Origin of the sequence: Bacillus sp. 95MFCvi2.1, assembly GCF_000374965.1 — a bacterium.
GTDB lineage: Bacteria > Bacillota > Bacilli > Bacillales > Bacillaceae_G > Bacillus_A > Bacillus_A pseudomycoides.
This window is the reverse complement of the sequence record NZ_KB895691.1, coordinates 1-14599: the sequence shown is the minus strand read 5'-3', so window position 1 is coordinate 14599 and position 14599 is coordinate 1. Positions and strand designations below refer to the sequence as shown.

The 14599-nt window shown below is 36.2% G+C and carries 19 protein-coding genes and 1 pseudogene; 9 read left to right on the top strand and 11 right to left on the bottom strand.

Features of this window, described 5'->3' with window-relative positions; translation table 11 throughout:
• Positions 1-22 precede the first annotated feature (22 nt).
• Positions 23-859, bottom strand: coding sequence for a lipoate--protein ligase family protein (locus C568_RS0103095; protein WP_003200303.1), 837 nt, complete (start codon positions 857-859; stop codon positions 23-25).
• Positions 860-1029: 170 nt separating this feature from the next.
• Here C568_RS0103095 and C568_RS0103090 point away from each other — a divergent pair, with 170 nt between their 5' ends.
• Positions 1030-1413 carry a rhodanese-like domain-containing protein gene (locus tag C568_RS0103090; RefSeq protein WP_003200301.1) on the top strand — a complete coding sequence of 128 codons (384 nt, stop codon included), beginning with the start codon at positions 1030-1032 and terminating at the stop codon, positions 1411-1413.
• 29 nt (positions 1414-1442) lie between these two features.
• Here the strand turns inward: C568_RS0103090 and C568_RS0103085 are convergent, their stop codons facing one another.
• On the bottom strand, positions 1443-1988 hold the full coding sequence (locus C568_RS0103085; RefSeq protein WP_042511560.1) for a hypothetical protein: 546 nt from the start codon (positions 1986-1988) through the stop codon (positions 1443-1445).
• Between the two features lie 330 nt (positions 1989-2318).
• Between C568_RS0103085 and C568_RS0103080 the strand changes: the two genes are divergently transcribed.
• The 5 genes from C568_RS0103080 (at position 2319) to C568_RS0103060 (ending at position 4965) form a co-directional block, all read left to right on the top strand.
• Positions 2319-3296 (top strand): LacI family DNA-binding transcriptional regulator, encoded by a 978-nt coding sequence (locus C568_RS0103080; RefSeq protein WP_018780769.1) that lies wholly within the window; start codon positions 2319-2321, stop codon positions 3294-3296.
• A 95-nt stretch (positions 3297-3391) separates the two neighbouring features.
• Positions 3392-3973, top strand: coding sequence for a TetR/AcrR family transcriptional regulator (locus C568_RS0103075; protein ID WP_006095929.1), 582 nt, complete (start codon positions 3392-3394; stop codon positions 3971-3973).
• Between the two features lie 70 nt (positions 3974-4043).
• Positions 4044-4376, top strand: a complete 333-nt coding sequence (locus C568_RS0103070; protein WP_018780768.1) for a DMT family transporter — start codon at positions 4044-4046, stop codon at positions 4374-4376.
• A 1-nt stretch (position 4377) separates the two neighbouring features.
• On the top strand, positions 4378-4692 hold the full coding sequence (locus C568_RS0103065; protein WP_018780767.1) for a DMT family transporter: 315 nt from the start codon (positions 4378-4380) through the stop codon (positions 4690-4692).
• Between the two features lie 15 nt (positions 4693-4707).
• Positions 4708-4965, top strand: coding sequence for a DUF3975 family protein (locus C568_RS0103060; RefSeq protein ID WP_003200291.1), 258 nt, complete (start codon positions 4708-4710; stop codon positions 4963-4965).
• Between the two features lie 15 nt (positions 4966-4980).
• Here the strand turns inward: C568_RS0103060 and C568_RS0103055 are convergent, their stop codons facing one another.
• The 9 genes and pseudogenes from C568_RS0103055 to gcvT form a co-directional block, all read right to left on the bottom strand.
• Complete coding sequence (locus C568_RS0103055; RefSeq protein WP_016132008.1) at positions 4981-5190, bottom strand: hypothetical protein; 210 nt, start codon at positions 5188-5190, stop codon at positions 4981-4983.
• Positions 5191-5454: 264 nt separating this feature from the next.
• Positions 5455-5787: an ABC-2 transporter permease gene (locus C568_RS32540; protein WP_231398634.1), complete on the bottom strand. Its 333-nt coding sequence runs from the start codon at positions 5785-5787 to the stop codon at positions 5455-5457.
• 4 nt (positions 5788-5791) lie between these two features.
• Positions 5792-6379, bottom strand: a pseudogene (locus C568_RS30415) (ABC transporter ATP-binding protein); the annotation flags it as partial.
• 5 nt (positions 6380-6384) lie between these two features.
• Entirely contained in the window at positions 6385-6759 is a 375-nt protein-coding gene (locus tag C568_RS0103045) for a GntR family transcriptional regulator (RefSeq protein WP_018780765.1), read from the bottom strand.
• Between the two features lie 87 nt (positions 6760-6846).
• Complete coding sequence (locus C568_RS0103040; protein WP_016116299.1) at positions 6847-7038, bottom strand: hypothetical protein; 192 nt, start codon at positions 7036-7038, stop codon at positions 6847-6849.
• 70 nt (positions 7039-7108) lie between these two features.
• Positions 7109-7333 (bottom strand): DUF3929 family protein, encoded by a 225-nt coding sequence (locus C568_RS0103035; protein ID WP_026008568.1) that lies wholly within the window; start codon positions 7331-7333, stop codon positions 7109-7111.
• A gap of 266 nt (positions 7334-7599) precedes the next feature.
• Positions 7600-9075 (bottom strand): aminomethyl-transferring glycine dehydrogenase subunit 2, encoded by a 1476-nt coding sequence (gcvPB, locus tag C568_RS0103030; RefSeq protein ID WP_018765808.1) that lies wholly within the window; start codon positions 9073-9075, stop codon positions 7600-7602.
• Positions 9072-10415, bottom strand: coding sequence for an aminomethyl-transferring glycine dehydrogenase subunit 1 (gene gcvPA / locus C568_RS0103025; RefSeq protein ID WP_003200275.1), 1344 nt, complete (start codon positions 10413-10415; stop codon positions 9072-9074). Before gcvPA ends, gcvPB begins: the two co-directional genes overlap by 4 nt.
• Positions 10416-10435: 20 nt before the next feature.
• On the bottom strand, positions 10436-11536 hold the full coding sequence (gene gcvT / locus C568_RS0103020) for a glycine cleavage system aminomethyltransferase GcvT (RefSeq protein ID WP_003200273.1): 1101 nt from the start codon (positions 11534-11536) through the stop codon (positions 10436-10438).
• Positions 11537-11886: 350 nt separating this feature from the next.
• Here gcvT and C568_RS0103015 point away from each other — a divergent pair, with 350 nt between their 5' ends.
• From C568_RS0103015 to C568_RS0103005, 3 genes are all read left to right on the top strand, one after another.
• On the top strand, positions 11887-13569 hold the full coding sequence (locus C568_RS0103015) for a DEAD/DEAH box helicase (protein WP_003200271.1): 1683 nt from the start codon (positions 11887-11889) through the stop codon (positions 13567-13569).
• Entirely contained in the window at positions 13556-14350 is a 795-nt protein-coding gene (locus C568_RS0103010; protein WP_018780764.1) for a YqhG family protein, read from the top strand. Before C568_RS0103015 ends, C568_RS0103010 begins: the two co-directional genes overlap by 14 nt.
• A 91-nt stretch (positions 14351-14441) precedes the next feature.
• A partial coding sequence (locus C568_RS0103005; protein ID WP_018780763.1) for a transposase occupies positions 14442-14599 on the top strand: 158 nt, incomplete at its 3' end.

Genomic DNA, 14599 nt, shown 5'->3' with positions numbered 1-14599 from the left:
GGAGAGGGCAAATGCCCTCTCCTTATTTTTTATAATTCCACTCATCACTTTCGTACTTTTCTTTTGCCAATGTTTGCACTTCCTTAAGCTGTTCTTCCGTTAGTTCATACGGAACTAGCTCCACATCTAAGCCTTTTTCAAATCCAACTTGGAAGGCTTCAATCAACTGTTCGATTGTAAACGTTCGATCTGTTAATTCATTGATTGCAACGGCCTTAGAAGAAAACATGCTCTTCATACGCTCTTTCACTCGCTCATTTGGGAATAAGAATAAATCATACAGCTCATCTAAATCGATTTCTAGCGGAATAGATCCATGCTGCAGGATAACACCTTTTTGTCGTGTCTGTGCACTTCCAGCAATTTTTCGGCCTTCTACAACAATTTCATACCAAGATGGAGCATCGAAACATACGCCTGAGCGTGGATTTTTTAAATTCTCACGGTCTGCTTCCGTTTTTGGAACCGCATAGTAAGCTTCTAATCCTAACGCCTTAAACCCGTCTAATAACCCTTGCGAAATTACTCGGTATGCTTCCGTAACTGTTTTCGGCATATTCGGATGATCCTCAGAAACGATAACACTGTACGTTAATTCCTTATCATGCAATACACCCCTACCACCTGTTTGACGGCGAACAAAACCATATTTCTTTTCATTTACTACATCCATATTGATATCTTTTTCTACACGTTGAAAATACCCTACTGTTAATGTTGGCACTTCCCATTCATAAAAACGAATCGTCGGCGGCATTTTCTTTTCACTTTGCCAATTTAATAAACATTCATCTAACGCCATATTAAATGCTGGTGAACATTGACCAGAGTTAATATAACACCATTTTTCTTTTCCCATCCTGCACCTCATATAACCAATTATTTTTCACAATCTCTAGTCTAACAAATTCGACAAAATTTGTGAAAGAATACGAAATTTCTCCTCCTCACCGAACGAACCTGTTGCATAAATACATGTGGGCATTATAATATTGAAAGTAGGATAAGAAAAAAGGGAGCGATAGAATCGTGTCAACAAACTTGATTATTATACTAGCCGTAATCGTAGGAATCATCGGCTACTCTGTATGGATGTTTTTCTATCAGAAAAAATTAATTAAAACACTTTCAGAAGAAGAATTTCGCGCTGGCTACCGTAAGGCACAGCTTATCGATATTCGTGAAGCAGATGAATTTAACGCGGGGCATATTTTAGGTGCTCGTAACATTCCATTATCACAAATCCGTATGCGTTACAAAGAGCTACGTAAAGACCAACCTGTCTATTTATACTGCCAAAGCGGATTCCGTACAGGACGTGCAGCTCAATATCTAAAAAAACAAGGTTACAAAGATTTCTACCAACTACAAGGTGGATTTAAATCTTGGACAGGCAAAATTAAAAAGAAATAATATTTTAAAGAACTAGCATGATTCATCCGCTAGTTCTTTTCTTCCATGTTGTTCGCAATATATAGTAAGTTCTTTTTTACTACTTCTCCATCTTGTACTTCTGTATTTCGATACAACAACTGATATTCCAGCCCTTTCTCTTTCCATATAAGCGTTGCAAATTCTTCCCCCTGTTTAAATTCATCCCTATTTTTAAAATAAGCAGTTGCCCCATTATTCAACTTCACTTGTTCCTGAAATCGATTTTGTTCCACAATATACGGAAAACTATAAGAAAAGTTAGCAACTGTTAATTCTACATAATCTTTTTTTTCTTTTTCCTTTTGCTTATATTTAATCGTTAAGACAGCGTTCTTCTTCCCAATTGCTCTTACTTCCCCTTTTATATCATTCGTAATGTCATATGGTAAAAACGTTGGAACTTTAACTGATTTTGGAAAATAATTAGAAACATCTTTTAATAAGATAGGACCAGATACGCGATCTGTAGCCCCTCCTGTGCTTTCCACAAAATTTTTCTCTTCATTTATCGTTTGTTGAAACGAACATGAGCTAAGTAACACACTAGAAAACACGAAACAAATGAGCCCTTTTTTCAATTTGTTTCCGCCCTTTCATACCGCTTCCTTTACGAACAAAGCGTTAGTATGTTGTTCATATTCGCTTCGCTTGTTCATTCTCCCTTTGGAAACTTTCCTCGTTTATCTCACACATTTTGACACAGCATTTCTATTTAGACAAAAAAAGACTTTCTGCTACTCTTACGCCCAAAATAAAAAGGTTACGCGAATAACAGAAGGTCCTTTTATAACATAGATTGTGAAAAGCTTTTCAGGTCAAGCATTTTTCAGTATTTTTTCCATTCTTATCTATTTGCCTATATAATGAACGAAGAGGTGATACATATGGCGAATATAAAACAAATTGCGAAAACCGCTGGGGTATCTATAACGACGGTTTCACGCGTGCTAAATGACCATCCCTACGTCAGCGATGAAAAACGAAAACGCGTTTTAGATGCGGTTGAAGAACTAAATTATGCAAAAAATATAAATGCAATTCATTTAATAACAGGAAAAACATTGACGGTCGGTGTTATGCTTCCTTTTATTAATTTACCCTACTTTAGTACAATTATTGAAGGGATTGGAAATGAAGCATTAGCTGCTGGCTATCAGATTAACCTATGCCAAACGAACTATGATAGTAAAGAAGAAATTCGTGTTCTAGAGATGATGAAAATGAAACAATTTGATGGCATGATTATTTGCTCACGTGCAAGCTCGTGGGAACAAATTGAACCATTTGCAAAATTCGCTCCTATCATCTCATGTGAAAAGATGGAGCATCCCCTCGTTTCATCTGTTTATGTTAATCATTATGAAGGGTTTCGCATTGGTACAGAATATTTATTGCGTAAAGGTCATGAGAAGATTGGTTTTTGTTTAGCAAGGCAAAATAGCATAAATACAAAGCAGCGTGAAAAAGCCTTTTCCGATGCTCTTCATACTGCCCAAAAAAGAGTACAACCAGATTGGATGTTTTACCAATGTTACAATATGCAAGATGGTGCAAAAGTTCTGCACAGTATTTTAAACATGAAAGAGCGCCCAACTGCTATTTTTGCTGCTAATGATCAAGTGGCCGCTGGTTTAACAACTGAAGCAAGAAAACACGGCCTACGTGTACCAGAAGATCTCGCCATTCTTGGCTTTGATAACCATGAAATTTCAAAAGCATTAGAGATTACAACAATTGAACATCCTGGTTTAACAATGGGTACTCGAGCCTTTTCTTTATTTCATAAGCAAATACAGGCCGAACAAATTATAGGTAGCTCAGAGGAACTCCCTTTCCATTTGATTGAACGAAAAACTGTGTAAAGAGTGCCAATTCAGGTACTCTTTTTAAATCATTTGACTCATTGACTTTATGTTTATTCTCTTTTATAATAAAACTAACGAACGGTAGGTAGGGGATGAAAATGACAGCAAACCGCATTAAAGCTGTAGCACTTTCTCATTTCGCACGCTATGGCTACGAAGGGACTTCGTTAGCAAATATTGCACAGGAAGTCGGGATTAAAAAACCATCGATTTACGCACACTTTAAGGGAAAAGAAGAATTATACTTCATCTGCTTAGAAGCTGCACTTCAAAAAGATTTACAATGCTTTACAGACGATATAAAAAAATTTTCAAAGTCATCTACTGAAGCATTACTTGTAAACTTGTTAAAAGGTTACGCAAAGCGATTTGGTGAAAGTGAAGAATCGATGTTTTGGTTACGCACTTCCTATTTTCCGCCTGATGCATTTCGCGAACAAATTATTGAAAAATCAAATGCTCACATTGAAAACATCAGAGAACTTTTATTTCCTGTATTCAAACGAGCAAATGAACAAGGTGAACTGCATAACCTTGAAATACAAGACGCTTTAGAGGCTTATTTATGCTTACTTGACGGTCTAATGGTTGAACTATTGTACGCAGGCTTAAATCGCTTTGAGACCCGTTTAAGTGCTTCTTGGAAAGTGTTTTGGCGAGGGCTTTCACAATGACGGATTGCAAATAGCAATGCGTCGTTTTTCAGCCCTTCACCTAACGACTGGTAGGAAGGAGAAATAATATATGGCATGGATTTATGTAATTTTAGCTGGCATCATTGAAATTTTTTGGGTGATTGGACTAAAGCACGCAACTACTCCACTTGAATGGATTGGTGTTGCTCTTATAATCGCAATTAGTTTCGTCCTATTATTTAAAGCTTATAAGGATCTACCTGTCGGAACTGTATATGCAGTCTTTACAGGAATCGGAGCCGGTGGAATCGTTCTTACAGAAATCTTTATTTTCGGAGAACCATTTTCAATTGTAAAAATCTTATTTATTGGTTTAATCTTCTTTGGCGTTATTGGATTAAAACGAGTAACGGGTAAACAAGAAGAGAAGGAGGCTGCATAAAATGGCATGGGTATTTTTAATTATTGCTGGTATTTGTGAAATTGTTGGTGTACTGTTTATGAAAGTAGCCACTGAAAAGAAAGGCTGGGCACCTAAGTTTATTTTAATCGCTAACTTTGCCGTAAGCTTCTTCTTCTTATCACTTGCAATGAACTCATTACCAATGGGAACAGCTTATGCAATTTGGACTGGAATTGGAACTGCTGGAAGTGCGCTTCTAGGTATTCTTATCTTCCGTGAATCAGCTGATTGGCGTCGCCTTGCCTTTTTAAGCTGCATTTTATGCGGTGCAGTTGGCTTAAAATTAATGAGTTAACATGAGGTGAATGTCATGTGGAAAGAAAAAGGGAAACAAATTGTAACTGGGATTATAATTGGAATTGTGCTCCTACTACAAATGAGCTTTCATTTTATCGAATGGTTATTCCATAAAGGAATTTCTATTCTTACATTCCTTCCCAACATGGCACTTGAAGTTGTATCCATTGTTTGGTCAATTATCGCTTCCATCATGATTATTATCATTTGGAGTATCGCTAAACTTTGGAATAAAATAACCAAAAAAGACAGTTCTTCTGAAAAGAAGTAACTGTCTTTTTTATACTTAATGATTCGCGTTGCTTGGCAACCTAAAGAAATTGGATGCAATAAGACATAGTATTCCAAGAATAAAAACGCCAGTCCCAATACCCTTATTCGAGTTTTTAAATAAGTTAATATCCGAGTAAAAATTAAGCATCATAAGACCTAAAGAGAACAAAATCAATCCAATTCCAATTAATATTCTTCCTATTGGCGTCCGTTTTCTCATCATTACATCTCCCCCTAATTTCTTTAAAATCTAATAATATTTCCAATCCAACCGGACATAATATCAACAAGGAGCTGATTATATGCAAAATTCCATACATAAACATATCCTATTGTTATTTTTCTTATTTCTTTTCTTTGTTATATGTTTCAGCCTTATATTACATGCACCAAATGAGATGCCGAGCACCGTTTCTGTTTATAAGTTACTCCTGTGTTATTTTCCCTATTGAAAAAGGTGTCTTGTGATGAGGCACCTTTTTCCCTGTTATATGTCCATTCGCTCATATAATTTCACACAAGCCAACATTGAGAAAACCAACATGCAAGTTGCCCCCATGCATAAGAACCCACTATGTAAATTCAATTGCTCTATATTTACTTTAGAGAAAACTTCTAAAATAAATATAGGTGCGATTAATAGAAAACAAGCTATCATAAACGTTTTCTGATAACCTAGCAGAAAGTAAATTGGTAAAATTAAACTAAAAACAATAAAACCGAGGCTCATACTAGTTACAACCGTTGTTTCTACAAAATCCACTGTCTCATTTCTTAACTGAATACCTACTGTAAAGTAAGCAATGATAACACTGGTCATTAAAATAATCAGCAATGCGCTCTAAGTCTGTTGTAATATGTGTCGAGAATAATACCGATACTTCTTCTTCCATCACAATTTCTTGCAATATATCAAGTAGTTCACTACGGACAACCGGATCTAAACCTGATGTTGGTTCATCCATAATGATGCGTTCTGCATGATGCGATAACGCCATCGCAATCACAAATTTCATTTTCATCCCTTTTGATAACCGCTTAATCTTTTTGTTTTTCGGAACTTGTAATCTCTCCATATACGATTGATATTGCGCTTCATCCCAGTTTTTATATAAAGGTGCAATAATCTTCTTCATTTGTTCACATGTTAACTCTTCGTAGTAATGATTTTCATCATACACAAATCCAATATATTGCTTAATGTCTTTTTCTGCTTTTGCATTATCCTTACTGAAGATCGTAATATCCCCACTATTTTTCTTTACTAAATTCATAATCATTTTAATGGTCGTACTTTTTCCTGCACCATTTGGCCCAACAAATCCCATAATATATCCACGCTGCAATGTAAAACTTATATTTTTCACTGAAAAATCTTTATAATTTTTACAAACGTTTTTTAACTCTAACATGTCACTTATTCCCCCTTATATAGAAACGTAATCATCTGTTGCAACTCTTCCAGTGAAAGCTGCAAAAATTTACTTTCCTGGACAATCTCTTCTGCTTTACTTTCTAGTAAACGCAATCGTTGTTCCTTTATAAGCTCATTATTTTGTACGGAGACATATGTTCCTTTCCCTGCAACCGTTTCAATGTACCTTTCCTTTTCAAGCTCCTCGTACGCACGTTTCGTCGTAATCGCACTAATCTGCAGTTCTTTCGCTAAACTACGGATAGACGGCAATTGATCTCCCCCCTTAAGACCTCCATTTAAAATAAGCTGCCTCAATTTCTTACTAATCTGCTCATAAATAGGGTCTGGGGAAGAATTTGAAATAATAATATTCATGTTTTCCTCCACTGTGTATATACACAGTTCCCTATTTTTAGCAAGAAAAAAAGACCAACATTTTCCTGTTGGTCTCCCATATATGTATCACTTCTCAAAGCGATCTAACATTTCATCTCTCATCCCAAAACTAACAACCGCAATTCCTACATACATAAAAATAAGAAATGCTGGATGCACTGCGTTGTACCAGCTGCTATCAACAATTAAATATACCGTTAATGCTACAACAAGTACAAATGCCAAAATAAACATATAAAAGTGTCTTGTACTACCCATGATAAACTCCTCTCTTCTCACTTCACCATTCAACAGTATATTTTATCGAATAATTCGATATGACTCAAGGCTAACTTTCTTTTATGTAATCAAGTTCTACCTTTACAATGTCATCACAAGCTATTGAAATAATTGTTCCTTGTTTATCAATCGCTGTCACTTCTGCGTTATCCATTACACGATGTGCTACACGCTCTAACATTTTTCCATAATCTCGATAACAAAATTCCTTTATATCTTTAATTTTTTTACCGTTTTCTAAATGATACACCATCCTATAACACTTATAGCCCATTCCTTCACCCCAAATTGTTCGTTTTTTCACATATACGTAAAAATGAGTTATTCTCCTCATTACACCTTCTTAATTTCAATAAAATTCTAACAAAAATACACAATTTTATCAAACCGACTTTTTCAACAAAAAAGCTTAAAAAACAACTTTCTTCCACACTGTTACATAAAATACAAAAATTCTTTACATTATTTTCATAATTTCTGCACAATTTCTCCACAAAAAAAGAACCCGCATATAGCGAGTTCTTTTCATTTTACATTTACTCAAACTTGTACAGGAGCTGGCTTTTGATAACGTAAAATCGGTTTACGTGCAGCCATTGTTTCGTCTAGACGTTTAATTACCGTCGTATGTGGTGCTTCTTGTACAACTTCTGGATTTTCTTCTGCTTCTTTTGCGATTTGAATCATCTTATCGATAAAACCGTCTAATGTTTCTTTTGACTCTGTTTCTGTTGGTTCAATCATAATACATTCTTCCACATTTAATGGGAAGTAAATTGTTGGTGGATGGTAACCAAAATCAAGCAGACGTTTTGCGATGTCTAGTGTACGTACACCAAGTTTCTTTTGACGGCGACCTGATAATACAAATTCATGCTTACAATGTCTATCAAATGGAAGATCATAGAACGGCGCTAATCTTCTCATCATATAGTTTGCATTTAATACAGCATATTCTGTTACTGCACGTAGTCCATCTGGCCCCATAGAACGAATATACGTATAAGCACGAACGTTGATACCAAAGTTTCCATAGAATGGTTTCACGCGTCCAATTGCTTGTGGACGATCGTAGTTAAAGTGATAACCATTTTCTGTTTTCTCTAAAATTGGTTTTGGTAAAAATGGAATTAAATCAGCTTTTACACCTACTGGACCAGAACCTGGGCCACCGCCGCCATGCGGACCCGTAAATGTTTTATGAAGATTTAAATGCACAACATCAAATCCCATATCTCCAGGACGTGCTTGACTTAATACCGCATTTAAGTTTGCACCATCATAATACAATTTACCGCCTGCATTATGAACGATTTCTGCCATCTCTAAAATATTCTCTTCAAATAAACCAAGTGTATTTGGATTTGTTAACATAAGTGCTGCTGTTTCTTCGTTCACAACACGTTTTAAATCTTCTAAGTCAACAAGACCGTGTTCATTTGATTTTACTGTAATTGTTTCAAAACCTGCTACTGTTGCAGATGCTGGGTTTGTTCCGTGCGCAGAGTCAGGAACGATAACTTTTGTACGGTTATAATCACCGTTTGCTTCATGATATGCACGGATTAACATTAATCCTGTCCATTCCCCATGTGCACCAGCTGCTGGTTGAAGTGTTACAGTATCCATACCTGTAATTTCGATTAAATGTTCTTGTAAGTCGTACATTAATTCCATTGCACCTTGCACTGTTTTTTCATCTTGAAGCGGATGAATGTGTGCAAAGCCTGGGAAACGAGCCACGTTTTCGTTGATTTTTGGATTGTACTTCATCGTACAAGATCCTAATGGATAAAATCCAGAATCAACGCCGTGGTTACGGTTTGAAAGTGCTGTGTAATGGCGCATAATATCAAGTTCAGATACTTCTGGAAGCTCTGCATCTTCAGTACGGATATAATCGCTCTCAAACACATCTTCTAATTTCACTTCTTCTACATCTAATTGGGGTAAGCTATATCCTACGCGTCCTTCTCTACTCATTTCAAAAATAAGTGCTTGATCTTGGTTCTTCATTGGATAGCCCCCATTTCGTTTACAAGTGTGTCAATTTCTTCTTTTGTACGAAGTTCTGTTACCGCTAGAAGCATATGATTTGTTAATTCTTTATAATCACGGCCTAAGTCGTAACCACCGATAATATTCTTTTGTACTAATGCATCATTTACTTCTTGTACTGGACGTTTGCAATCTACAACAAATTCATTGAAGAATGGTCCAGCAAATGTTACTGTAAATCCTTTTTCCTCAAATTGGCGTTTTGCATATTGCGCTTTAGAAATGTTTTGACGTGCCATTTCTTTCACACCTTGTCTTCCAAGTGCTGTCATTGCAACAGACGCTGCTAATGCATTTAACGCTTGGTTTGAACAAATGTTAGATGTCGCTTTGTCACGACGAATATGTTGTTCACGAGCTTGCAATGTTAATACGAAGCCACGTTTGCCGTCTGAATCCACAGTTTGTCCGACAAGACGTCCTGGGATTTTACGCATAAATGCTTTCGTTGTTGCAAAATAACCGCAGTGTGGTCCACCAAACTGTGTTGGGATACCAAATGGTTGTGCATCACCAATTACAATATCAGCACCAAATTTACCTGGTGGTGTTAAAGCGCCTAATGATAATGGGTTTGAAGAAACGATAAATAATGACTTTTGCTGATGAACAATTTTCTCAATATCAGCTAATCTTTCCACCTGTCCAAAGAAGTTTGGATATTGAACGATTACGCAAGCGACTGTATCATCTACTTCACTTTGTAATACATCTAAATCTGTTACACCATCTTTATGATCAATTTCAACAACTTCAAGATGTTGACCTTTTGCATATGTTTCAAGTACTGCTCTTGATTCTGGATGAACTGCTTTAGAAACAAGAATTTTCTTTTTGCGCGTATGACCAGCTGCTAACATTGCCGCTTCTGCTAACGCTGTACCTCCGTCATACATAGAGGAGTTTGCTACATCCATTCCAGTTAATTCACAAATCATTGTTTGGAATTCAAAAATCGCTTGTAATTCCCCTTGTGAAATTTCTGGTTGGTATGGCGTATAAGCTGTATAAAATTCTGAACGAGAAATAACATGATCAACAATTACTGGAGCGTGATGATCGTATACACCTGCTCCTAAGAAAGAAGCGTATTCTTTTAAGTTAGCATTTTTACGAGCCATATCAGACAGTTCTTTTAAAAGCTCTGGTTCTGACTTTGCTTGTTTAATCTTTAAATCCCCTTTGAAACGAACACTTTCTGGAATATCAGAAAATAATTCATCGATCGTTTGAACGCCGATCGTTTGTAACATTTCTTTTTTGTCTTCTTCTGTCATTGGAAGATAACGATGCAACATGAAATCTACCCCTCTCCCCGTTACTTTGAACGTTTGTAAAATGGTGTTGGAACGACTACTGCTTTAACGCGTTTATTACGAATCTCAATTTCTACTTCTGTATCAACTGCTGCGTATTTTACATCAACTAATGCTAAACCAATGCTTTTCTTTAACGTTGGAGATTGTGTACCACTTGTAACTTCCCCGATTTTTTCTTCGCCTACATATACAGGATAATGCGTACGAGGAATACCGCGTTCAATTACTTCGATGCCGACTAATTTACGAGGTGCACCGTTTTCTTTGTATTCTTTTAATGTTTCTTTTCCAAAGAAATCTGCCTCTTTATTTGTTTTTACTGCAAAACCAATTCCAGCTTCAATTGGTGTAATATCTTTTGATAGTTCTTGACCATAAAGTGGAAGTGTCGCTTCAAAACGAAGTGTGTCACGTGCTCCCAAACCACATGGTTTTAAGCCGTCTTCTGCTCCAGCTTCAAGAAGTTTCTCCCAAAGTTTTGGAGCATCTTCACTCTTGCAGTAAATTTCAAATCCGTCTTCACCTGTGTAACCTGTACGAGATACAAGTGCAGGAGTTCCATCTACAAGAACATCATTTTTAAATTTAAAGAACTTAATTTCTTTTAAATCTTCTGACACAACTTTTTGTAAAATGCCTTCTGCTTTTGGACCTTGAATTGCAAGTTGTGCAATTTCACTAGAAACATTGACTACTTTCGTATTGCCAATGACATGACTTGCTAACCACTCGTAATCTTTTTCGATATTCGATGCGTTGATTACTAATAAGTAGTCTTCTTCACCACGTTTGTAGATTAATAAATCATCTACTGTACCACCATTTTCGTAACACATTGCTGTATATTGTGCGCCTCCTACCTTTAAGGTAGAAACGTCATTTGTAACAACACGTTGTAAAAATGCCAAACTATCTGTACCTGTTACTTCTACTTCCCCCATGTGAGACACATCAAACAGGCCTGCAGCTGTACGAACAGCTTCATGTTCTTCTTTAATGCTTGAAAATTGAACTGGTAATTCCCAACCACCAAAGTCGATTGTTTTTCCACCATACTTCGCGTATACATCAAATAGCGGTGTACGTTGTAATGTAATCATGTTCTTTCCCCCTTATGCTGTCTATGACAAATCAATAAAAGTTGGCTTCCCGTATCTAAACATTTTTCATTCAGAAAAGATGGGATATACGGAATCTCAATGTATTTTTTTATGAAAGCGTAAATAAAAAAGTACTTTCTTGGATAAAATACGAAAGATTCCACACATTTCACACCATTATCCTAACATTTTTCGATCTATTTCATCAATATTCTAGCATAAAAAATAATTTAGAATTTTTTATTCTTATACTTACAAAAACAACTTCACCTTAAAATGTTAGAAATTAGGATTTTTGGTGAGGGATGTAACAATAAGCGTTTTAGTTTACAGAAGGTGGGAGAGTTTCAATGAATGTCGATATTTCCGTAGATCGGACATGGCAAAATAATTTCTTAAAACGAATTGATGAAGATGGCCCTTGGACAAATTGGGAACTATATGATTTAGCCTATAAAACAGAAGAATCATTGCTTGTCCCTACATTTGATGGTTTGCAAGCTCCTAAACATTTATCCCATTTCACACCGCTTCCTCATCAATTAGAAGTAGCACAAACTGTTATTGAACAAATGAATGGAAAAGCGATACTGGCAGATGAAGTTGGACTTGGAAAAACCATTGAAGCAGGTCTTATTTTAAAAGAGTACATGGTGCGCGGTCTTGTAAAAAAAGTACTTATACTCGTTCCAGCCTCCCTCGTTTCACAGTGGGCATATGAACTGAACACAAAGTTTTTTATTCCTGCTGTTGCCCAGAGAAAAAGCTATTCGTGGGAACAAGCTGACGTTATCGTTTCATCCATTGATACAGCGAAGCGTTCACCGCATCGTGACATCGTTTTAAACTTGGAATACGATCTCATCATTATTGATGAGGCACACAAACTTAAAAATAATAAAACAAAAAACTATGAATTTGCACAACGTCTTAAAAAGAAGTTTTGTTTATTACTAACTGCAACACCTGTCCAAAACAAAATTGATGAAATCTTTAATCTCGTTTCCTTATTAAAACCAGGACATTTAGGCAATCAGTCTAACTTCGAAGAATATTATGCATCGAAAAATCGCTCAGCAGAGTCAGATGAAGATTTAAAAGCACTCATTAATAAAGTGATGGTAAGAAATCGGCGAAATGGTACAGGTATCGAATGGCCGAAAAGGCACGTTCGGACAATATTTGTTGATTTTAATGAGGAAGAGCAGGCTCTATACAATGCGATTGAAAATTGGAAAGGACAAGACGCTTTTACCTCTGCCTTTTCATCATTAACTTTGAAACGAGAAGTATGTAGCAGCCGTGAAGCAGTTTATTATTCACTCAAAAAGCATGTAGAAAAAAGACAAAAAGAAAATGAGAATTATATACCAGACCCATATATCGATGTTTTAATGGATAAAATCAATCATATTCCTTTTAATACAAAAGCAAACCAAGCACTGGAGCTTATAAAAGAAATTGATGATAAAGTCGTCATTTTTACAGAATATAGAGCCACGCAAATGTATTTACAATGGTTTTTAAAACAGCACGGTATTTCATCAGTTCCTTTTCGTGGTGGGTTTAAACGAGGGAAAAAAGATTGGATGAAAGAGCTCTTCCAAAATCATGCGCAAGTGTTAATTGCAACCGAAGCTGGCGGTGAAGGGATTAACTTACAATTTTGTAGCCATATGATTAACTATGATTTACCATGGAATCCAATGCGGCTTGAACAGCGAATTGGACGTATCCATAGGCTTGGCCAAAAAAATGATGTTCATATTTATAACTTAGCAACGAAACATACAGTTGAAGAACATATTTTGAAACTTCTATATGAAAAAATCAATTTATTTGAGCGAGTCATCGGTGAACTTGATGAGATTTTAACAAGAATTAATATGAAAAATATCGATGCACATATTCAAGAGATTTTCGCAGGATCAAAGAGCGAAGGAGAAATTCGAATTAAGATGGAAAATTTAACATCTATCATCGACTTTGCGAAGAGAAACGAAGCTGAGGTGCAAGGCTATGCAGCAACATGAAATTCATAATTACTTATGGAATTTTTTCCAAGCAAATGACTGTGAAATTTTGGGGCGTTCCCCGCATCTACTAGATGTACAATTAACAATTGAAATGGATAAACTATTGATGAATCGCCCTTTTTATTGGCACTACCTTGAGAAAACGGGTGGCATCCCAAATCCGATGCAACTTACTCTCATTACGGATCCAGAGAATGATGAAGAAGAAGGTGAGCTTATTCACTATGGCTCTCCTCGTCTGCATCAAATCTTCCAAACAACAAAAGAACTGGGATCCTACATACGTTTATTCGAAGAAGTAAATTCAAGTGGTACAACTCATATACCACTTCATCCATGGCTTGGCGTCAATGTAAAAGTATGTTATCAATGTGATCGAAAGAAAGATATGCTTCATTCCATCGGGATTCATCTTATTTCTGGAACAATGATTACAAGTTTTCATGAAACACTAGCGAAAATTCGGCTCACGCCAAAAATACCAGATTTCAGTTTTACACTTACTCCCATTATTAAGCCGCAAAGTGGATTACAGCGGATAGAAGATGCATTAAAAAATCTCATTGCAGCAGATGATCATACATGGGCTGAAGAAGCACGTGTACGCTGGAATCATGATTTAGCGCTTCTAAATCGATTTTACGAAGAAAGCGAGGAACTTCCCGAAAGCTACGACATAGAAAAACAAGCATTACAAGAGCAATATGAACCGCGTATTACAATGCAAATTATAAATGGTGGGCTCTTTTATGTAACCGCTAACCATTTTTTTTCATAAGAAAAGCCCCTTCATATGTGATATGATCCCCTTATAGTAGACAGTAAAAAGAAAGCACATTAATCTGTTTACTATGGAGGGGATTTTTTCTATGGGTAAAATTAGAGTAACTTACGATATAGAATTTAAGAAAAAAGCAGTAGATTTATACCTTAAAGAAGGAATGGGATACAAAACGGTCGCTAAAGAACTAGGAATTGATCACTCAGTAGTAAGACGTTGGGTGAAACACTTTGAAGCTGAAGGTAT